At 35.9% G+C, this 19,011-nt stretch carries 21 protein-coding genes; 1 reads left to right on the top strand and 20 read right to left on the bottom strand.

Annotated elements, in window-relative coordinates:
• Positions 1-17: 17 nt before the first annotated feature.
• The 8 genes from deoC to KO172_RS05350 all read right to left on the bottom strand — a co-directional run bounded on the left by deoC (position 18) and on the right by KO172_RS05350 (position 5,767).
• The gene (gene deoC, locus KO172_RS05385; RefSeq protein ID WP_215492487.1) at positions 18-659 is read right to left on the bottom strand and encodes a deoxyribose-phosphate aldolase; all 642 of its coding nucleotides are present in this window, start codon (positions 657-659) and stop codon (positions 18-20) included.
• A 9-nt stretch (positions 660-668) separates the two neighbouring features.
• On the bottom strand, positions 669-1,343 hold the full coding sequence (locus KO172_RS05380; protein ID WP_215492486.1) for a TIGR01906 family membrane protein: 675 nt from the start codon (positions 1,341-1,343) through the stop codon (positions 669-671).
• A 2-nt stretch (positions 1,344-1,345) separates the two neighbouring features.
• A complete protein-coding gene (locus KO172_RS05375; protein ID WP_215492485.1) occupies positions 1,346-2,068 on the bottom strand; it encodes a YebC/PmpR family DNA-binding transcriptional regulator in 723 nt (240 codons plus the stop codon).
• A 20-nt stretch (positions 2,069-2,088) separates the two neighbouring features.
• Positions 2,089-2,808 carry an NAD(+) synthase gene (nadE, locus tag KO172_RS05370; RefSeq protein WP_215492484.1) on the bottom strand — a complete coding sequence of 240 codons (720 nt, stop codon included), beginning with the start codon at positions 2,806-2,808 and terminating at the stop codon, positions 2,089-2,091.
• Positions 2,809-3,459 (bottom strand): IMPACT family protein, encoded by a 651-nt coding sequence (locus KO172_RS05365; RefSeq protein WP_215492483.1) that lies wholly within the window; start codon positions 3,457-3,459, stop codon positions 2,809-2,811. It abuts the gene before it with no gap.
• Positions 3,446-4,690: a GTPase HflX gene (gene hflX, locus KO172_RS05360; protein ID WP_215492482.1), complete on the bottom strand. Its 1,245-nt coding sequence runs from the start codon at positions 4,688-4,690 to the stop codon at positions 3,446-3,448. The genes KO172_RS05365 and hflX overlap by 14 nt, the downstream gene beginning before the upstream one ends.
• A gap of 147 nt (positions 4,691-4,837) precedes the next feature.
• Positions 4,838-4,996, bottom strand: a complete 159-nt coding sequence (locus tag KO172_RS05355) for a hypothetical protein (protein WP_215492481.1) — start codon at positions 4,994-4,996, stop codon at positions 4,838-4,840.
• A gap of 114 nt (positions 4,997-5,110) precedes the next feature.
• The gene (locus KO172_RS05350) at positions 5,111-5,767 is read right to left on the bottom strand and encodes a hypothetical protein (protein WP_215492480.1); all 657 of its coding nucleotides are present in this window, start codon (positions 5,765-5,767) and stop codon (positions 5,111-5,113) included.
• Between the two features lie 144 nt (positions 5,768-5,911).
• On the opposite strand from KO172_RS05350, the gene KO172_RS05345 reads away from it, so the two are divergent.
• Positions 5,912-8,884, top strand: a complete 2,973-nt coding sequence (locus KO172_RS05345) for a transglycosylase domain-containing protein (RefSeq protein WP_215492479.1) — start codon at positions 5,912-5,914, stop codon at positions 8,882-8,884.
• 63 nt (positions 8,885-8,947) lie between these two features.
• Here the strand turns inward: KO172_RS05345 and KO172_RS05340 are convergent, their stop codons facing one another.
• The 12 genes from KO172_RS05340 to dnaJ all read right to left on the bottom strand — a co-directional run bounded on the left by KO172_RS05340 (position 8,948) and on the right by dnaJ (position 18,880).
• Positions 8,948-9,799: a bifunctional 5,10-methylenetetrahydrofolate dehydrogenase/5,10-methenyltetrahydrofolate cyclohydrolase gene (locus tag KO172_RS05340; protein WP_215492478.1), complete on the bottom strand. Its 852-nt coding sequence runs from the start codon at positions 9,797-9,799 to the stop codon at positions 8,948-8,950.
• 154 nt (positions 9,800-9,953) lie between these two features.
• Complete coding sequence (secF, locus tag KO172_RS05335; RefSeq protein WP_215492477.1) at positions 9,954-10,835, bottom strand: protein translocase subunit SecF; 882 nt, start codon at positions 10,833-10,835, stop codon at positions 9,954-9,956.
• 9 nt (positions 10,836-10,844) lie between these two features.
• Positions 10,845-12,122: a protein translocase subunit SecD gene (gene secD, locus KO172_RS05330; RefSeq protein WP_215492476.1), complete on the bottom strand. Its 1,278-nt coding sequence runs from the start codon at positions 12,120-12,122 to the stop codon at positions 10,845-10,847.
• Positions 12,123-12,131: 9 nt separating this feature from the next.
• Positions 12,132-13,487, bottom strand: coding sequence for a thioether cross-link-forming SCIFF peptide maturase (scfB, locus tag KO172_RS05325; protein ID WP_215492475.1), 1,356 nt, complete (start codon positions 13,485-13,487; stop codon positions 12,132-12,134).
• Between the two features lie 6 nt (positions 13,488-13,493).
• Positions 13,494-13,646, bottom strand: a complete 153-nt coding sequence (scfA, locus tag KO172_RS05320; RefSeq protein WP_019213752.1) for a six-cysteine ranthipeptide SCIFF — start codon at positions 13,644-13,646, stop codon at positions 13,494-13,496.
• Positions 13,647-13,708: 62 nt separating this feature from the next.
• Positions 13,709-14,116 carry a GatB/YqeY domain-containing protein gene (locus KO172_RS05315; RefSeq protein ID WP_251320123.1) on the bottom strand — a complete coding sequence of 136 codons (408 nt, stop codon included), beginning with the start codon at positions 14,114-14,116 and terminating at the stop codon, positions 13,709-13,711.
• 75 nt (positions 14,117-14,191) lie between these two features.
• Positions 14,192-14,374: a 30S ribosomal protein S21 gene (gene rpsU, locus KO172_RS05310; protein WP_019213754.1), complete on the bottom strand. Its 183-nt coding sequence runs from the start codon at positions 14,372-14,374 to the stop codon at positions 14,192-14,194.
• A 117-nt stretch (positions 14,375-14,491) separates the two neighbouring features.
• Entirely contained in the window at positions 14,492-14,830 is a 339-nt protein-coding gene (locus KO172_RS05305) for a histidine triad nucleotide-binding protein (protein WP_215492474.1), read from the bottom strand.
• 4 nt (positions 14,831-14,834) lie between these two features.
• Positions 14,835-16,118, bottom strand: coding sequence for a tRNA (N(6)-L-threonylcarbamoyladenosine(37)-C(2))-methylthiotransferase MtaB (mtaB, locus tag KO172_RS05300; RefSeq protein WP_215492473.1), 1,284 nt, complete (start codon positions 16,116-16,118; stop codon positions 14,835-14,837).
• Positions 16,115-16,843: an RsmE family RNA methyltransferase gene (locus tag KO172_RS05295; protein WP_215492472.1), complete on the bottom strand. Its 729-nt coding sequence runs from the start codon at positions 16,841-16,843 to the stop codon at positions 16,115-16,117. The genes mtaB and KO172_RS05295 overlap by 4 nt, the downstream gene beginning before the upstream one ends.
• Positions 16,836-17,747: a 50S ribosomal protein L11 methyltransferase gene (gene prmA, locus KO172_RS05290; protein ID WP_215492471.1), complete on the bottom strand. Its 912-nt coding sequence runs from the start codon at positions 17,745-17,747 to the stop codon at positions 16,836-16,838. Before prmA ends, KO172_RS05295 begins: the two co-directional genes overlap by 8 nt.
• Positions 17,748-17,755: 8 nt before the next feature.
• Positions 17,756-18,880 carry a molecular chaperone DnaJ gene (dnaJ, locus tag KO172_RS05285; protein WP_215492470.1) on the bottom strand — a complete coding sequence of 375 codons (1,125 nt, stop codon included), beginning with the start codon at positions 18,878-18,880 and terminating at the stop codon, positions 17,756-17,758.
• Positions 18,881-19,011: the final 131 nt, after the last annotated feature.

The following is a 19,011-nucleotide window of genomic DNA, read 5'->3' as shown; positions in this document are numbered from 1 at the left end:
TACAAAATTTATTAGTTTTATTTATAATTTATAATGTCAATTCCGTGTGAAGTGCCGATAACATCAGCACTAGCGTCTATAAAATCAATCGCAGTTTTATAATCAGAAATTCCACCTGATGCTTTTATTTTTATTTTGCCATCAAAATTCTTTTTTATAAATTTTACATCATCGATAGATGCTCCGAATTTCGTAAAACCTGTTGATGTTTTCACAAACTCAGCCCCACCCTCAACTAGTAAATTTGTTATATAAAATATATCTTCCTTGTCTAGAAAGGATGTTTCTATTATAAATTTTAAAATATGGCCCAAACTTGCCTCCCTTAAAGAATTTATCTCTTTACTCAGATAGTCATAGTCTCTCATCTTGATTCTTCCGATATTCGAAACAACATCTAAATCATTTGCTCCATTTTTTATTGCATCTTTTGCTTCAAATACTTTTGCTTCTGTACTTGCATATCCATTTGGAAACGCTATTACTGTAGTGAGATAAATATTTTGCAAGTTTTTACGAGCAACTTGCAAAAATGAAGGTGCTATACATATGGATCTGAACTTATATTTCTTTTGCTCCTCAACAAGTTTTATGATGTCTAAGTCTGATGCATCCTGTTTTAAATTAGTTTGATCTATAAAATTACCTATATCTAACATAAATGAATTTTATACTCCCTTCTTCTTCATATTTTTATTGCTTCTTGCAACATAGTAAAAACTGCATAGATGTATGACGAATATTGATACAGTATAGTAGGCTAGAATCTTAAGAAAACCTCTTATGAAAAACTCTTCGGGCATTAGTCTTATAAGTAGGTCCGTACTTGGGTCTAGAAGCCACAAATCATTCGTAAAGAAGATTTCATGAAACTTAGTGAATGCAGAGGAGAAGCTTGTTAAATATAATATACCAAAAAATATTGGTATTATATATGCAATAAAGAGTGCATTTCTTAGCTCTTTAAACACAAATACGTTGACTTTCTTCCATGCATATAAAATTATTATAACTAATGTTATAACTGCTGAGACTATCTTAATTATGTCAATAGTTTTGTATATTCTTCTTACATCTCCCATGTGGCTTATCTCTTTTTTGTTTAGTCCTATAAGCTCAAGATGCTCATCCTCATTCTCTCCTCTTAGGTAGCCTGCTATGACTTTCGATGCTACAAGGACCTCTTCTTCGCTTCTACCAATATAGTCAAAGTTATCCATATGCTTTGCATTCATATAAACAGCATTCTCATCAAAGGATACTGTTTGAATTGCTTGTGATAATATAAGTGCTATTATATTAAGACTTAATATAATAGCAACTGATAATTTCATATTCTTCATTGTTAATCTTCTAAGTTGTGTGAAACGCTTTGAACGTCGTCAGACTCTTCTAGTTCGTCAACCATCTTTTCAAACTTGATTGCTTGTTCTTCATCAAGCTTAACTGTTGTTTGTGGTATATTGGATATTTCAAAAACACTTAGCTTGTAGCCTCTGTCCTTTAGTCCTTCTACCACTTGGTTAAAGTCTTCAACGGCTGTATATATTTCGAAGCCTTCTTCGTATGCTTTGAAATCCTCTGCTCCTAAATCTATTGCGTCCATTGTTAGAGTGTCTTCATCAACTGATCCGTCATTTTCTATAGCGATAAAACCTTTCTTATCGAATAGATATGATACGCAGCCTGTTGTTCCTAAATTTCCGCCATGTTTATCAAAAGCGTGTCTTACGTCTGATGCTGTTCTGTTTCTGTTGTCTGTTAAGCAGTCAACTATAACTGCAACTCCACCAACTCCGTAGCCTTCGTATACAACGTTTTCGTAGTTTGCATCGCCTTCTGAGCCTTCACCTTTCTTGATAGCTCTTTCAATGTTGTCGTTAGGCATGTTCTCAGCCTTAGCTTTTTCTATCGCTGACTTTAATGATGGATTAAATTCTGGGTTTGATCCACCTTCCTTAACTGCAACAGTAATGTATCTAGCTAGTTTTGTAAATACTGAGGCTCTTCTTTGGTCTTCTTTACCTTTCTTAGCCTTTATTGTTTTCCATTTTGAATGTCCTGACATTTTATTCCTCCTAAATTAATTTACTTTTTATAATAATCTATACTGTCTCTCTTATGCTGAGTCGACTTGTATAGCGCTTGTATTCTTTTTGCTTTTTCTGAGTCAATAGTCTCGCCCTCGAAATACTTTTCTATATCGTCATACGAAACTCCTAACTCGTCTTCGTCACTTTGACCCTTCCATAGTCCTGCTGATGGCTTTTTGTTTATGATCTCATCAGGTACTCCTAAGACCTTCGCTAGTTCATATACCTCGCTTTTGTAAAAGTCCCTAAGTAGATATACGTCACAAGCACTGTCTGCCCACTTAGTAAAGTAGCCAACTAGGTACTCACTTTTATTTGATGAGCCTAAGACCATATATGATAAATTCTGTCCATATAAGTAGAGGTTAGTCATCCTAAGTCTCGGCTTTATATTAGAAAGACTCATCTTTGTAAAGCTTTCTGCCTTGGCATTTTTAACAAAGTCATCATATGTGCTTGTTAGGTCAACTCTGGTAGTTTTGATGCCTAGCTTATCTGCTAGTAATTTTGCATCTACTTCATCCTCTTTGAGTGAATGTATTGGCATCACTATAGCTAAGTGATCATCACCAAAGGCAAGCTTAGAAAGAGCGGCAACTACAGCTGAGTCAACACCCCCTGAAAGCCCGAAAACTGCTCCTTTTAAGCCAGTCTTGTCCCTTTTATCTCTTAACCAAGATACCATATCTTGAACTATCTTTTCATAATCTTTCAATTATTTCACGATCCTTTTGTCTATATGTGCACATATATCTTCATCTACAAACTCATATTCGAGCTCGCGATTAGCAAGGTTTTTTAGCGTCTCTAAAAGCTCCTTGCTATCTTCTTCCTTTATATATATGTCGGCACTAATATTTTCCATGTATTCTAAATTATCTAAATCATAAACAGTATGTGATAGATGATTCTTAATTTTGTCAAGCTCTGAATATGGGAATCTCAGCCTGTACTTAAGAAAGCTTCCATAGTCATAAATTTGATCTTCTATGCTCTTTTTAAATGCACCAGAGTAAGCTCTTACAAGGCCACCTACTCCAAGCTTAATCCCTCCAAAGTACCTAGTTACAACACAAACGATGTTTGAGAGGCCCTCCATCTCCATAACGCCTAGTATGGGTCTTGCAGATGAACCTTGCGGCTCTCCATCTTCATCGTAGCGTTTTATAGGAATCGCACCGTTGATAATATAAGCGCTGACATTGTGTGTTGCGTCCTTATACTTTTCTTTCATCTCAGAGATAAAATTACTAGCCTCTTCTTCGCTAGTCACGTGCTTTGTGTGAGCTATAAACTTTGATTTATTTATCAAATCCTCGGCGCTAACAAGGCCCAGAACCGACCTGTACTCTTTATTCGCACACATATTCTTTATATTTATTGTAATCTTTTTGAGAAAGCTTCACTTTTATGTACATCGAAGCTTCGTCGTACTTTGTAACCTCAACGGCATAGCTCTTTTTAAGCCTGTCAACAAGAGCGCTGTCCTTGAACGGAACTCTCATAATCACTTCTTTGTGATCATCTTTGATTATTGACTCGATCTTGTCTATAAGCTTTTTAACATCTTCGTCATCTTTTGCCGAGATGTAGATAATGTCATCTGTATCCTTCAAAGACGCCCTTCTTTGCTCGTCAAGTTTATCTACCTTATTATATACTCTTAAGACCCTCTTGTCCATAAGCCCTAAAGACTTCATAAGTTCAAGAGTCGTCTCAATCTCAAGATGCATGTTCTCATCAGATATATCAACTACGTGCAAGATTAAATCTGCATACTTTAGCTCCTCAAGTGTACCTTTGAACGCTTCTACCAGCTTTGTTGGCAAATTCGAAACAAAACCTACAGTATCTGAAGCGATAAATTCAGATCCACTAGAAAACTTTATCTTTCTTACAAAAGTTTGCAAAGTTGCAAAGAGCATATCCTTAGCTAAAACTTCCCTTGCACCACTTTCTGAGAGTCTAATCATACTGTTTAGTATAGTAGACTTGCCACAGTTAGTGTAACCGATGATGCTTACATATGGTATTTCGCTCTCATTTCTCTTTCTAGAGATGTTTTCCCTCGACTTTTGAGCTTCTTTTAGCTTGTTTTTGATTCTGTCAATCTGCTCTTGTATATGACGCCTGTCAGTTTCAAGCTTTTGCTCACCGGGACCTCTTGTACCGATGCCACCGCCCTCTCTTGATAGGTAGTTGTTCATACCTACAAGCCTTGGAAGCCTATACGAAAGCTGAGCAAGCTCTACTTGCAGCTTTGCCTCAACAGTTTCAGCCCTCAGAGCAAATATATCCAAGATAAGATTGGTCCTGTCAACAACCTTAATGTCAAGCTCATCCTCCAAGTTTCTTGTTTGAATACCACTTAGCTCATCATTAACAACAAGTAAGTCGATGTCATTAGCCTCAATAAGCGTTTTAATCTCGTTAAGCTTACCCTTGCCCATATACGTGCGAGGGTTGAGTACGTCCTTACTTTGTTTCACTCTGACTATAGCCTCGGCGTCGCATGCCTCAAGAAGCGCTTCAAGTTCGTCAAGATACTCATCAGTCTTTGAGTCAAATTCAATTGTATATATAATCGCTCTTTCCATATAGCACCTCTTTGTAATTATACCAAAGGCATGCTTAAATGTCAAAATATTTATTATAGATAAATATATAGCGTAGACAATTATTCATCATCTACGCTATGTTTAAATTAATTATTCAATAAAGCACCCTTTGTTGTAAGCAATATTTTAATATGCCTTTTTCTTTGTCACTAGATCAAAGACTTTCATAAGCACAATTGCGCCTATAGATGGCAAGAGCCATGATAGACCCTTGTCAGCAAATGGTAATAATAACTCGTACATAGTTAAAAGTGGTATCTCAATTTTTAATACTGCTCTAAACATATATATGCACTAAACATCATTGTGTTCTATGCCTTTAACGCGAAGTCTATCCGACATGCTCTTTACAAAACTTTGAGCTAAGTATTTGCAAAGCTCATTTAATATATCTTATCTTTACTCATCAGCTATACTATAAACCCACGTCTCTGTTATCTCATCAACTCCATCTTTAAAGAGTTTCTTTAGTTCAATCGCGCTTGCGTCTACATCGTCTGCTTCGAAGTATATCTGTTCATAATCATTAAAGAGCTTTTCGCAAAGGCTTATATAAAAGCCGGAAGCTTCTTGAGGCTTTGATGCATATACGTATGCTATCTCGTCATCTTCTACAAAGGCAAGTGCAGTTTCATCTTCCATGTTATAATAAACGTCTTTAGTCAAGACCTCTTTAAAAGTATCAAAGTCTACCGTCAACGGATTTATGCTCTCATGTGTCTTCTTATAATAAGCATAGTAGCACTTTGCAAGCTCTTCATATATAGCCTCGCCTTCTCTTGCATGTGAAATCTTAGCTTTGCTTGCATCCCTACTGATGAGGCTGTCTTTTCTAACTGTCATACTATAGCAGGTCCTCATCTTCTTAAAGCCGCACTCTTTAATAAAGTCTCTCTTCTTAGGATCGTCCTCACTATCTAGCATCATCTGTAGTGGTGCGTGATAGGTCTTACTTATCTCTTTAAATGCACCAGAGGCTATGGCATCAATATCTTCAAGGTCAAAGTCTATGTAGACGTTCTTAGCATGAAATGGATTCTTCTTTGTCCTTATCATCTGTATCTCCTTATATAATTTAAGTGTAATATTTTCTTTATTATAGCACAAATGCCTCGTTTAAAATAATATTTTTCAAAATATATGTCAAATCCCGCAATATGTGGTATAATACAAGTATACATTTGTATTAGGAGTGATTATATGTCTAATTATAAACGTAGAAGAAAGCCGAGGTTTACGCTAAAGAAGCTACTTGTCATATCGCTTATGACTGTGCTTATATCCTTAACTTTGTTTGCTGGCACTGTAGGCCTTGCTTTTGTAAATATACTTAGCACTGCCCCTGAGATTGATCCATACTCAATCAACAGTGGCTTTGAAGAGACGTCTCTTATCTATGATAAGGATAATAATTTAATTGAGAAAATTGAAACTGCTGAATACAGAACCTTTGTTAAGCTAAGCAAGGTTCCTCAGTATCTAAAGGATGCTTTCATTAGTATAGAAGACGAAAGATTCTACGAGCACCCTGGTATAGACCCTAAGGGTATCTTGTCATCTCTTTACGAGAACTTTAAAGCCGGTGGTGTTGTACGTGGTGCGTCAACTATCACTCAGCAGCTAATCAAAAATACATTCTTGTCTAACGAGCAAACTCTTACTAGAAAGTTAAAAGAAATATACCTTGCTCTAAACTTGGAGACTAAGCTTAGCAAGGATCAAATTCTTGAGTCTTACTTAAATATGATTTCTTTGGGACAAAACTCCTACGGCGTGCAAGAAGCTTCGAGAACATACTTCTCTAAGAATGTTGACGAGATAAACATCGCTCAAGCGGCTTTGCTTGCAGGCATAGTTAAAGGTCCTAACATTTACCAACCATTCTACAGGGTTACTCCTCTTAAGTATGACGAGAATACTATGCAAAAGATTGGCGAAACTGAAATTCTTGGTGAAAAGTACATCCTTGTCTTTAACAATAAATCTGTTAAAAGACAAAGAACAATACTTAAGAAGATGCTTGAACTTGGTAAAATTACTAAGGATCAATATGACGAAGCTATAAACTTTGATGTTGCTTCTAGCCTAAAGCCTAGCGAAAAGAAAGAAGCTGAGATTACAAGCTACGCAAGTGATTATGTCAAGAATCAAGTTGTTCACGATTTGATGGAAAAATACCAAATCACTAAGCAAAAAGCTCAAGAGAGATTATTTACAGGCGGTCTTAGAATATACTCAACCATTGACACTAAGGTGCAAAAGGATCTTGACGAAGTTAATAGAAACTTCAACGGCATACTTTTAGGTGACGTATCAAGGTACAAAGCGCCTATACTTGTTGATAGAAACCTTGACAGTGCAGGTAACATCATTGACAAAAACGGCAACATGGTCTACTACAAGAGATCTAATCTTCTTACTGAAGATGGCTTCCTTATAATACCGAAGTCTGAGTACGCAATCAGTGAAAACGGCGACCTTAATATCACAAGTCCAAGAATATATGCCTACAAGAAATCAAGTGATATACAAGACTTCTACTCTATCGATGATGCAAAGAACCTTCTAACTCACAGAGTTGGCGGTCTTGCAGTGCCAGATACTTACTACTTAAGACAGGCAAAGCACAACTTTATAATCAAGGGAGAATTCTTTAAAACAAACGATAAGTTCTACAAGCAAGATGAAGCTGGTAATCTACTTATTAGTCCAGAGTACTTCTACACTAATAAATCTGGTCTTGTTCAGCCACAATCTGCAACTGTTGTTATGGACTACAGAACTGGTCACATAGTTGCAATGATTGGTGGCCGTGATGTAAAGGGATCAAGAATACTAAACAGAGCAACTGATACAGCAAGACAACCAGGTTCATCGATAAAGCCGCTTGCAGTATATTTGCCAGCTTTAGATAACGGTTACACTGCCGCAACTCCAATCCTTGACCTACCTATGATTACAGCTGATGGCAAGGTATGGCCAAACAACGTTTACACTGGCTTTAAAGGTATAACAACGCTAAGAGAGTCTCTGATCTACTCTATCAACGTAAGTTCAGCAAGAACATTAAAGAAGATTGGTATTAAAACATCTCTTAAGTATCTAAAGCTTTTAGGTATAATAAATGAAGATGATCCATCTAGGGATAACTTTATTGAATCGAGTGAAAACAAAACTCACAACGACGAGAACTTAGCTTCTCTAGCACTTGGTGGTATGACTAAGGGTGTGAGCCCTCTAGATATGACAGCAGCCTACAGCGCTATAGCTAACGATGGTGTTTATAACGAACCAATTATATATACAAAGGTCTTAGACAAGGACGGCAACGTTGTTCTTGAGAAAGAACCAAAGCAAAGAAGAGTTGTTAGTCCACAAATCGCATATGTAATGAAGGATATACTTAGATCAACAGCCTACGAACACACTGGTGGCAACGCTGTTCTTAAGGGACAAGCAAGTGCTGGTAAGACTGGTACTACTGACTACAACGCAGACTTTTGGTTTGTTGGCTTCACTAATTACTACGCAGCTGCTACATGGATGGGTAACGACTCACCAAAGATTACCATAACTCAAAACTCTTGGCTAGCAGCAAAACTTTGGGGCCACATAATGACAAAGATACACGAAGGCAAAGAAAGCAAGCCACAATTTACAGAGCCTGAAGGCATAGTTAAGGCGTATGTATGCACTAAGTCAGGAAAGAAACCAAATGAGCTGTGCTCATCAGACCCAAGAGGCGTTGTAAGGCAAGAGATATTCGCAAAAGGTACCGAGCCTAAAGATGTTTGTGATGTGCATGTATCTTTAGAAGTTAACTCCGAAAACAACAAGCTTGCTACAGAGTTTACACCAGAAAACCTAAGAATCACAAAAGTATTCACTGCTCTAAATCCTGCTTATAATCCTGCCGAACACAACGGTATAATACCTAAGGACTTCAGCTACTACCCACCTACTGCATCAGACACTCAAGAAGACTTAGATAACTACAACAAAGATCATGGCATTGATTTAAACAATCCTGATGAAACTGTTGATTGGAGCGATATAATAACAGATATTACCAACAGAAATAATAACAATAACAGTGACAATAATAACAAACATCACAATAACAACAACGATACAGGAAGCGAAGACGATGGCGATGTAAAGATATTACCATAATATATTGAGATACAAAAAAGTGCTAAGCAAAATTTTTGCTTAGCACTTTTTATTTGCATCTAACTATTTATTTTGTTTTTCTACTGCCTTCAATACTTGATTAAGTAGTATAGTTGTTGTGATGCTTCCAACTCCACCAGGTACTGGTGTTATCTTTGCTACATAGTCAAGAAGATTATCATAGTCAGCGTCTCCCGATATCTTGCCTTCCTTGTCCATACTTACTCCAACATCTATGATTATAGAGTCTTCATTGAAGTAAGACTTATCAAACATCTTAGCTCTGCCAAGTGCAGTGAATACTACGTCAGCATTCTTGCAAACAGCCTTTAGATCCTTTGTCTTTGAGTGGCAGATAGTAACTGTTGCGTTCTCATTAAGAAGCATCATAGCAAGTGGCTTGCCAACTACCATTGAACGATTGATTATAACAACGTTTTTACCTGTGTAATCATATCCTGTTCTGCCTAATATCTCAACAGCAGCTCTAGGTGTAGCAGGTTCAAAGCTGTCCTTCTTGCCTTCAAATATTGCTTCTAGGTTCATTGGATTCATGCAGTCAATGTCCTTATAAGGATTGATAAAGTTTGCAACCTTTTCAGCGTCTATTTGCTTAGGAAGTGGTCTAAATACTAAGATGCCATGTATCTTCTTGTCATTATTTAGCTTGTCCATAAGTGCAAGAAGTTCTTCAGTTGTTGACTCTCTAGGAATGTTGAACACTTCAGAATCAATGTTTAAGTTTGCACTAACCTTTAGTATTGCCTTTTCATATGATATGTCGCTTGCATCCTCGCCTAGTCTAACTATAGCAATCTTTGGCGCAATGCCTTTAGCACGAAAATCCTCAATCTTCTTTGTCATGTCAGCCTTAATCATGTCGGCAACTGGCTTACCTTTTAAAATCTCTGTCATAATAACCTCCTTATGATATAAAAATTACTTATACTAATGTACTTTATAATTCACTTACCTGATACATTGATACCCAAAACACCATAATTATATTACTATATTAAAAATAAACAAAAAATAAAGGAGACTTAAAGTCTCCCCTTATATAAATTAATTAAGCTCTCTTACCTTTAGCTCCGTGACCAAAGTTCTTTTCTAGTAAGCCCCATGTGTATGGTGCAATGAATGTAGATGAAATCATACCTTCAATGATACCAACAAGTAGTGGTATACATAGTGCTTCGATTACATGGCCTCCTAGGATGTATAAAACAACAACTGCGATAAGTGTAGTTACTGTTGTAAGAACTGTTCTTCTGAATGTTGAGTTAAGTGATGACTCGATTAGTTCAGAGTTTTCCATCCTTGGGTACATTCTTTTGTTTTCTCTGAATCTATCAAAGATAACTATAGTTGCGTTGATTGAATAACCTACGATAGTTAATGCTGCTGCGATTAGTGATGAATCGATTTGTAGGTTAAAGATACCATATGTGCTTACTATAACAAGAACGTCAACTATAAGAGCAAATACTGCTGCAACACCATACTTCCACTCAAATCTAAATGTTACATAGATAAGCATTAAGATTGATGCGATGATGATGGATATAACAGCCTTTTGTCTTATTTCTCTACTTACTGATGGTCCTGTTGTTGTATCTTCGATGTTGTTTCTGTCAACCTTGTATTCTTCTTCGAATGCACGGCTGATTTGATTCTTTTGTTCGTTTGTTAAAGCTAGCGTAGACTTAATAACAATAGTTTCTTTGTTAGCTCCCGCATAAACAACGCTTGCTCCACTGTCTACTTTATTAACTATATCATATACTTTTGCTTCTTCAATAAATTGTCCAGCATTGACTCTCATGATAGTACCACCTGAGAAGTCGATACCATAGTTAAAACCGTTGATGCAGAATCCGATGATACCTGCGATGATAACTATAAATGGTATTGGAGCAAAAAACTTTTTCAATTTGTTAAAATTAATCATATTTACCTCCTATGCTCCATATGCCTTTTTATTTTCGTTAGATGTAATTTGAGCAAAGTTCTTTAGTAAGAATTTTGTCAATACAACTGCTGTCAATAATGAAATTACTATACCTATGATAAGTGTAATACCAAAGCCTCTGATTGAACCGATACCGTATACATAAAGTACAACACCTGCAATGATAGTTGTGATGTTTGAGTCCATGATAGTAGCGATGGCTTTCTTAAAGCCTGCATCAACTGCTGATCTTACTGTCTTACCGTTAAGTAATTCTTCCCTAATTCTTTCGTAGATGATACAGTTAGCATCTACCGCCATACCTATTGATAATAGCAAACCGCATATACCTGGTAGTGACAACTTGATGTGGAACACTATGAATGCTAGTAAAACTAGTAGTGTGTATGCGATAAGCGAAATTGATGCTACTATGCCTGGTATTCTATATACTACGATTAATAATAAACTGATTAGTAGTATTGAGATAATTATAGCCATCATTGAATTATGGAATGCACCAATACCTAATGAAGCTCCGATGATTTCTGATCTAACTTCTTTTAATTCAATAGGAAGTGCACCGGCTCTGATTAATGTAGCTAGTTTAGATGCTTCTTCAACTGAGAAACCTTTTGATCCACCTTCGATGATAGGTTTACCATCTGTTATTGGTGAATTTTGTACTATAGGTGCAGAAATAACTTCACCGTCTAGAACTATCTTTAGGATTTTCTTTTCAGGAACTGTTTCGTTATATAGCTTAGTTGTAGCATCAGCGAATTTTTTAGTTCCTTCTTCGTCAAACTCCATTGAAACTACTGGTGTTGACTTACCTAAGTTGTCTTGTGTATAAACAACTTTTGATTCTTTAATGTTTTTACCTGTTAAAATTACATTATTATCTGGATCGATAAATTGTAGTTGAGCTGTCTTACCTATAGTTTCTATAGCGTCTTGTGCATTCTTAGCACCTGCTAGTTCGATAGAGATTCTGTTTGAACCTTCTATAGATATGTTAGGTTCAGAAATTCCTAAACCGTCAACTCTTTGTTGAATAATTGCCCTAGATTGTTCCATAGCTTTGCTAAGTTCTTCACCTGTTTTGTCTGTATCAGCTTCAAGAAGTACATATACCCCACCAGCTAGGTCTAGACCAAGGTTAATTGAGTCTTTAGCGCTCTTTATTTTGTATCCAGCAAAGTCAAAGCCAAATACAGCTACTAATCCGAAGCAGGCAATTAAAATGACTGTTATCACAATCTTAAGTGTGCTTAACTTTTTCATTTTGGCCTCCTAATCTAAATTTGCAATAACTGATATTGCACATTCTATTCTTTTTCTTTCTAACTCACAGCCTATTTCAAATACACCGTTAATATCGCCTGTATTGTAGTAAGAGTTAGCATGACAGCCACCTGAGCAGTAGAACTTAGCCCAGCATGTTTGGCAGTCTTTTTTATTAAATACATTAGATTTCTTAAATTCTTCTCTTAATTCAGTTTTTGTAACGCCAGCATAAACGTTGCCAATCTTAAACTGTTCTTCACCTACAAACTGATGACATGGATACAAGTCGCCCTTAGGTGTAACAGCTAGGTATTCACAACCTGCTCCACAACCTACAGCTCTTTTGATTAAGCATGGTCCTTGATCAAGGTCAATCATAAAGTGGAAGAATAGAAATTCATCATCTTCTCTTTTTATCTTGATGTATTCTTTAGATAACTTTTCATACTCTTCTTTGATTCTTTCTACATGTTCTGGTCTTATAGCATAAGACTTCTTTTGATCTGTTACAACAGGTTCCATAGAAGTCTTCTTAAAGCCATTGTTGTAGAAGTCTAATACGTCTTTTGAGAAGTCTAGGTTTTCCGATGTAAACGTACCTCTAATATAGTAGTCTTTGTCTCCTCTTTTATCGACAAATTTCTTTATCTTTGGAACGATTAAATCATATGAGCCCTTACCATTGGTAGTCGGACGCATCGCATCGTTAACGCACTTTCTACCGTCTATACTTAAAACAACGTTTGACATATTCTCATTCAAATAATCAATAACCTCGTCATCTAGCAAGACGCAGTTTGTAGTTAAAGTGAATCTAAAATTCTTATTATATTTTTCTTCTAAGCTTCTTCCGTAAGTAACAAGTTCTTTAACAACCTCAAAGTTCATTAGTGGTTCTCCTCCGAAGAAGTCTACCTCTAAGTTCCTTCTGTTGCCAGAGTTTTGAACTAAAAAGTCTAAAGCTTTCTTACCTACTTCTGTGCTCATAAGTTCTCTTTTACCTTTAAAATCGCCTTGAGAGGCAAAGCAGTACTTGCATCTAAGGTTGCAGTCATGTGAAACATGAAGGCAAAGAGCTTTTACTATGTTGTATTTACTTAAGTCCAATTGAGTAGCCTCTATAGGAGCAGTAAATAACAAATCTTCTTTGTGTAATTCCTCTACTTCTTTAAAAGCAGTTTTAATATCACAAGCTTCATACTTAGTAGATAGCTTCGCTAAAGCTTCGTCAAGTCCAGCTTCCATGTAATCAACTAAGTCATATATAATCTCATCTACTACGTGTACAGCACCACTATAGACATCTAAGATTACATACTTATCGTTTAGATAAAACTTATGTATTAAATTAGTATCGTACATCAAAGTCTATTTATGATTTTTCTTATTTTCGCACTTTTGGTTTCCAACTGTACAAGATGTCTTACAAGCTGATTGACATGAAGTTTGGCATTCACCGCATCCGCCGTGCTTAGCTGTTTTTAATAAGTTTCTTTTGCTTAAAGTTTTTACAAATTTCATAATATCCTCCCTTTATATAAATTGCCGTGATAGTTAATCTCTATCACAAGAAAAAACCGATGCTACTTTGCACCGGCTAGATATTCTTTAACAAGATTTGTAACCAATGATCCGTCTGCCCTGCCTTTAACTTTTGACATAACAGTCTTCATAACTAAGCCAAAGTTTGCTCCTTTGTCTTCAAGTTCTTTGCAAGTATCACTGATTATACTTTTAATCTCTTCTTCAGAAAGTTCCTTTGGTACGTACTCCATAAGAATTTCTATTTCTTTTTGTGTCTGTTCGACTAAATCAGCTCTATGGCCTTGTTCAAATTCAGCCATAGCGCCTTTCTTTTCTTTTATTTGCTTTTGTATAATTGCTATAATGTCTTGATCACTTAGTTCTTTTCTTTGATCAACTTCAACTTGTTTTATAGCTGAGTTAACCATCATGATAGTGTTTTTAATGATTGTATCTTTATTTTTCATAGATTCTATATATCTACTTTTAAGTTCGTTTTTAAGGGACATCATACACCTTCTATCTTTTCAAATAAAATTAAATTAAAACTTTTGATGTTTTTTCCTTCTAGCTGCTTCAGATTTTAATTTACGTCTTACACTTGGTTTTTCATAGTGTTCTCTTTTTCTAACTTCTCCTAAGACGCCTGATCTTGCGCATGATCTTTTGAATCTCTTAAGTGCATTATCAAGTGATTCGTCTTCTCTAACTCTTATTTCTGTCATAGTATCCCTCCCCTCATAAAACAATTACTATCATTTATGACTAAGCTAAAGATATTATACAACAAATCTAAAGTATTTTCAAGGCTTTTTTAATCTTTTTTTGCTATTTTTCTTGATTTAACCTGCAGGCCAATTTAACTTTCTGCCGCCTATTAAGTGCATGTGTAGGTGCTTAACACTTTGTTGTCCATCCTCGCCTGTATTGATAACAAGTCTGTATCCATTAGCAAGGCCCATAGTCTTAGCAATCTCTTTAACCTTAAGCATCATGTGAGAGATTACTTCTTCATCTCCCTCTTTAAGATCGTCAAGGGATGCAATATGTTTCTTAGGTATCATAAGAACATGCACTGGACATGTTGGGTTGATGTCTTTGAAGCATAGCATCATATCGTCTTCATAAATTTTCTCAGAAGGTATAGTGCCTTCTATAATTTTACAAAATAAACAATCCATTAGATCAAATCCTTTCTACTAATATTCCATCTTTATATGTTTCTACCGCTTTAACCTTTAATATTTTATTGTGAAGCTCTTCATCAGTTTTTAGGTAGGCTCTAATGTAATTAGATGTGTAGCCTTCATAGCAATCATCCTTGTTCTCCTCAAACAAAACTTCAAAGTCTTCACCAATAAACTTATTTATAAATATATGTTTTGATGCTTCTTGATAGCCTTCTAAAAGTTCAGCTCTGTCTTTTTTAACGCTCTCAGGCACTTGGCCTTCCATGTCATAAGCTTTTGTACCCTTACGCCTTGAGTATCTAAATACATGAACCTTTAAAAAATTTACTTTTTTAACTATGTCTATGGACTCCTTAAAATCATCGTCATCTTCCCCAGGAAAACCAACTATGATGTCTGTAGTTATGGATGAATCTGGCATAGCCTTATATATCTTTGTAGTGTTTTCAATGTAGTCTTCTCGTGTGTACTTTCTGTTCATAAGCTTAAGTATTTTGTTTGAGCCGCTTTGAAGTGATAAGTGAAACTGATGCTGCAAATGTTTAAGCCTAGCAAGCCTCTCTACTGTTTCGTCTTTCAACAGTTTTGGCTGTATTGAACCAAGTCTTACTCTTTCTACACCTGGGACTTCATCTATCATCTCTAATAGTTTTATTAGATCGATATCATCATCTTCGTAATCAGTAATCTGTATACCTGTAATAACGAATTCTTTATATCCATCACTAGCTAATGAAGTAATCTCTTTTATTATGCTAGAAGCATCTCTTGAACGAACTCTGCCCCTTGCATATGGTATTATACAATATGAGCAAAAATTGTTGCAGCCGTCCTCTATCTTGATAAAGGCTCTAGTACTATCGAAATTTTTATCAAAGAGAAGCTCCTCGTAGTTTTTGTCAATATTATCCTCGACATAATTTTTCTTTACTCCAAGATCTAAGTACTCTTCTAGATAATCTACTATCTTGTTTCTGCCTTGTGTGCCGACTATGATGTCAGCTATATCCATCTCTTCAATCTCTTTAGAGTTGATTTGGCTGTAGCAGCCACAAATTATTACTATAGCGTCAGGATTCTTCTTCTTGACCTTTGATATCATCTGTCTCGACTTTGAGTCCGATTTGTTTGTAACAGTGCATGTATTAATTACGTAAACATCTATATCATCAAAGTCTTCCTTAACCTCATAACCTCTTTGCTCAAAGGAATTTTTTATCGCTTGTGCCTCATATAAATTTACCTTGCAGCCCAAGTTTTGTACATAAACCTTCATCATAAAAGACCACTTCCGTTGTATTCATAGTAAAGCATAGTAAGGAGTGCTATTGGTGCTGTCTCTGCTCTGAGTATTCTTTTGCCCATGCTAATGGATTTGTAGCCGCATCTCTTAAGCTCATCAACTTCACTTATGTCGAAGCCGCCCTCAGGTCCTACAATGATGGCGATATTTTTTTTATCTTTGATTTCAAAATCCTTTATGCTATGTTCAATTTCATCTTCATACGCGATTAAAACAAGATCAAAACTATCTAAAATTTCTTTTGCTTCATCAAACTTTATCGCGTCAGCTACGCTTGGTATAAACTCTCTTTTTGACTGCATAGCTGCCGCCTTAGCGATGTTTTTATACCTCTCTAGTTTTTTATCTTTGATATCCTTTTTCTTGACAATAGACCTCTTAGTTTCGATAGGAACTATCGAGTAAACACCCATCTCTATAGCCTTTTGAATGATAAAGTCCATCTTGTCAGACTTTACCAGAGATTGAAATAAAGTTATTTTTATATTGGGTTCATATTGTTCCTTTATCTCTGAAATTATTTTTAGAGATAATTCGTCCTTTGCATATGAGTTTAGTATAGCTATATAACCACTACCATCAATATAAACTTCAACCTCTTCGTCATCTTTTATCCTTAAGACATCCTTAAAGTGCTTTATATCTTCTTTTACTAAGTATAAAAGGTCCCCAGCCTTTCTTTGTGCGAAAAATCTATGCATGTTTAGCTACGATTGAAGTCCATTCATTTTGGTCTTCTACATCTATTATGTCAAAGCCATTAGCTTCAAGTGAATCGATAACCATGGCTGACTTCACTTTTAATATTCCTGAAGATATAAAAATTCCGTCCTTGTTTAAAAACTTGTTTAGATCTCCTGTCATTGTAACTATGACTTCTGCAAGTATATTTGAAACTACTATATCATACTTGTCCTTAACCTTTGAAAGTAGATCTCCAACTATGAAGTTTACATTTGTAACCTCGTTTAGCTTTTTATTTTCGTTAGCAATGTAGACGCTCATTGGATCTATATCAACACCTAGAGCTTCGCTTGCACCTAGCTTTGATGCTGCGATTGATAGTATGCCGCTTCCTGTACCTATGTCAAGAACTTTCATGTGAGGCTTCATATACTCCTCAAGCTTCTTTATGCATAAAGCTGTTGTTTCGTGTGAGCCAGTTCCAAATGCCATGCCTGGCTCTAATTTAATGATCTCTTCTCCATCTTTCTTTTCATACTTTTCCCATGTTGGAACTATGACTATAGTTTTGTTTGGCTTTAAAATCTTAAAGAATTTTTTCCAATTGTTTTGCCAATCACTGTCGTCAATAATTTCCTTAGTAAATTCTCCTCCAAGCTCTTCAATATGAGCCTTAATCTTAGCTTCTCTCTCGTCGTTGTCAGAAATGTCATCTAAGTAGATGGTAAATCTTATATAACCTTGTTCTAATTTTATTAGGTCGTCATCATATAAGTCCCAAGCATTTTGTCTTTCTTGGAATATCTTTAAATCGTCTGGATCTTCTATAGCCATGTTGTCAATACCAAGGTCAGATAAGAAAATTTCGACCCTTTCTTCATATTCTTTTTTAAATTTTAATTTAATTTCTCTATAATTCATTTTAACTCCTATAGCTTTTCTTTTATTTTTTCAAAAAATGATTTTTTCTTAGGCTCATAATCAAAATTCATATCCTTAAAGTGCTTTATTAAGGATTCTTTTTGTTCATTAGTCAAATTCTTTGGCACATCAACCTTGACTACAACATATAAATCGCATCTATAGTTTTTGTGAAGTGGATATAAACCCTTGCCCGCAATTTTAAACTTCGTATGACTTTGAGTTCCTTCAGGTATATTAAGCTTCACCTTGCCATCAAGCGTATCGACTTCAATCTGATCACCTAAAACTGCTTGCAAATAATTTATGCTAACGCTTGTATATAAATCATCGCCGCTTCTTTTAAATTTTTTGTTCTCTCTTATGTCGATGTAAACGTTTAGGTCGCCATTTGGTCCGCCATTCTTGCCAACGCTACCTTCGCCTCTTATGCTGATAACGCTGTCTTCACGAACACCCTTTGGCACATTGACAATAATCTTTTTCTTTTTCTTTTCAGTACCATTGCCATGGCAGTGTGGACACTCCTCAGTAATTATCTCTCCTGTTCCGTGGCAGTCGGGGCACACATCACTTTGAATGAAGACTCCAAATGCCGTTCTCTTCTCTTTTCTAATAGTGCCTCTACCAGAGCATGTCGTACATGTCTTCTTACTGTCCTTATCCTTTGCTCCGCTTCCGTGACATTGTGAGCACTCTTCTACTCTGTCTATCTCTATCTCTCTTTGAGTACCATTGAGAACATCTTCTAGTTCTATAGTAAGGTTATACCTAACGTCCTCTCCATACATAGGCCTTTTACTTTGTGCAGCTGATGATGAAAAGCCTCCGAAGCCGCCGCCAAATATATCAAAGATGTCTCCAAATATATCATCAGAGAAGCCTCCATATCCACCAGCACCCGCTCCAGCATTTTGAAACATCGACTCGCCATATGTATCATACTGTTTTCTCTTCTCAGCATTACCCAAGACTTCATAAGCAGCAGATATCTCCTTAAACCTTGCTTCAGCTTCTTTGTCTCCAGGATTAAGGTCTGGATGATACTTCTTTGCAAGCTTTCTATATTGAGTTTTTATCTCTGCTTCAGTCGCAGTTGACTCTATCTCTAAAACTTCGTATAAATCTTTCAAAACTTACACCCTTTCTAAATGTAAAATACTTATCATATACATTATATTATACCAAATATACGTGAAAAATAAAAGTATATGCTTCGCTTTATGTAAAAAAAAAGAAGAATGAAGCTGATCTCCATTCTTCT

The sequence above is a fragment of the Fenollaria sporofastidiosus genome, assembly GCF_943169635.2.
GTDB lineage: Bacteria > Bacillota > Clostridia > Tissierellales > Peptoniphilaceae > Fenollaria > Fenollaria sporofastidiosus.
This window is presented reverse-complemented; position numbering and strand designations above follow the sequence as displayed.

Coding starts and splice junctions, on each gene's coding strand:
- secF (WP_215492477.1), bottom strand. CDS start 10,835: ATGATTAATTTTAACAAATTGAAAAAGTTTTTTGCTCCAATACCATTT.
- KO172_RS05305 (WP_215492474.1), bottom strand. CDS start 14,830: ATGGATTGTTTATTTTGTAAAATTATAGAAGGCACTATACCTTCTGAG.
- scfA (WP_019213752.1), bottom strand. CDS start 13,646: ATGAAATTTGTAAAAACTTTAAGCAAAAGAAACTTATTAAAAACAGCT.
- KO172_RS05380 (WP_215492486.1), bottom strand. CDS start 1,343: ATGAAGAATATGAAATTATCAGTTGCTATTATATTAAGTCTTAATATA.
- mtaB (WP_215492473.1), bottom strand. CDS start 16,118: ATGATGAAGGTTTATGTACAAAACTTGGGCTGCAAGGTAAATTTATAT.
- KO172_RS05350 (WP_215492480.1), bottom strand. CDS start 5,767: ATGATAAGGACAAAGAAGAATCCATTTCATGCTAAGAACGTCTACATA.
- KO172_RS05365 (WP_215492483.1), bottom strand. CDS start 3,459: ATGTGTGCGAATAAAGAGTACAGGTCGGTTCTGGGCCTTGTTAGCGCC.
- KO172_RS05345 (WP_215492479.1), top strand. CDS start 5,912: ATGTCTAATTATAAACGTAGAAGAAAGCCGAGGTTTACGCTAAAGAAG.
- secD (WP_215492476.1), bottom strand. CDS start 12,122: ATGAAAAAGTTAAGCACACTTAAGATTGTGATAACAGTCATTTTAATT.
- KO172_RS05375 (WP_215492485.1), bottom strand. CDS start 2,068: ATGTCAGGACATTCAAAATGGAAAACAATAAAGGCTAAGAAAGGTAAA.
- hflX (WP_215492482.1), bottom strand. CDS start 4,690: ATGGAAAGAGCGATTATATATACAATTGAATTTGACTCAAAGACTGAT.
- KO172_RS05315 (WP_251320123.1), bottom strand. CDS start 14,116: ATGAAAAATAAAGATACAATCATTAAAAACACTATCATGATGGTTAAC.
- KO172_RS05340 (WP_215492478.1), bottom strand. CDS start 9,799: ATGACAGAGATTTTAAAAGGTAAGCCAGTTGCCGACATGATTAAGGCT.
- rpsU (WP_019213754.1), bottom strand. CDS start 14,374: ATGACAGAAATAAGAGTTAGAGAAGACGAATCACTTGATAATGCACTT.
- prmA (WP_215492471.1), bottom strand. CDS start 17,747: ATGAATTATAGAGAAATTAAATTAAAATTTAAAAAAGAATATGAAGAA.
- KO172_RS05355 (WP_215492481.1), bottom strand. CDS start 4,996: ATGTTTAGAGCAGTATTAAAAATTGAGATACCACTTTTAACTATGTAC.
- KO172_RS05295 (WP_215492472.1), bottom strand. CDS start 16,843: ATGCATAGATTTTTCGCACAAAGAAAGGCTGGGGACCTTTTATACTTA.
- deoC (WP_215492487.1), bottom strand. CDS start 659: ATGTTAGATATAGGTAATTTTATAGATCAAACTAATTTAAAACAGGAT.
- scfB (WP_215492475.1), bottom strand. CDS start 13,487: ATGTACGATACTAATTTAATACATAAGTTTTATCTAAACGATAAGTAT.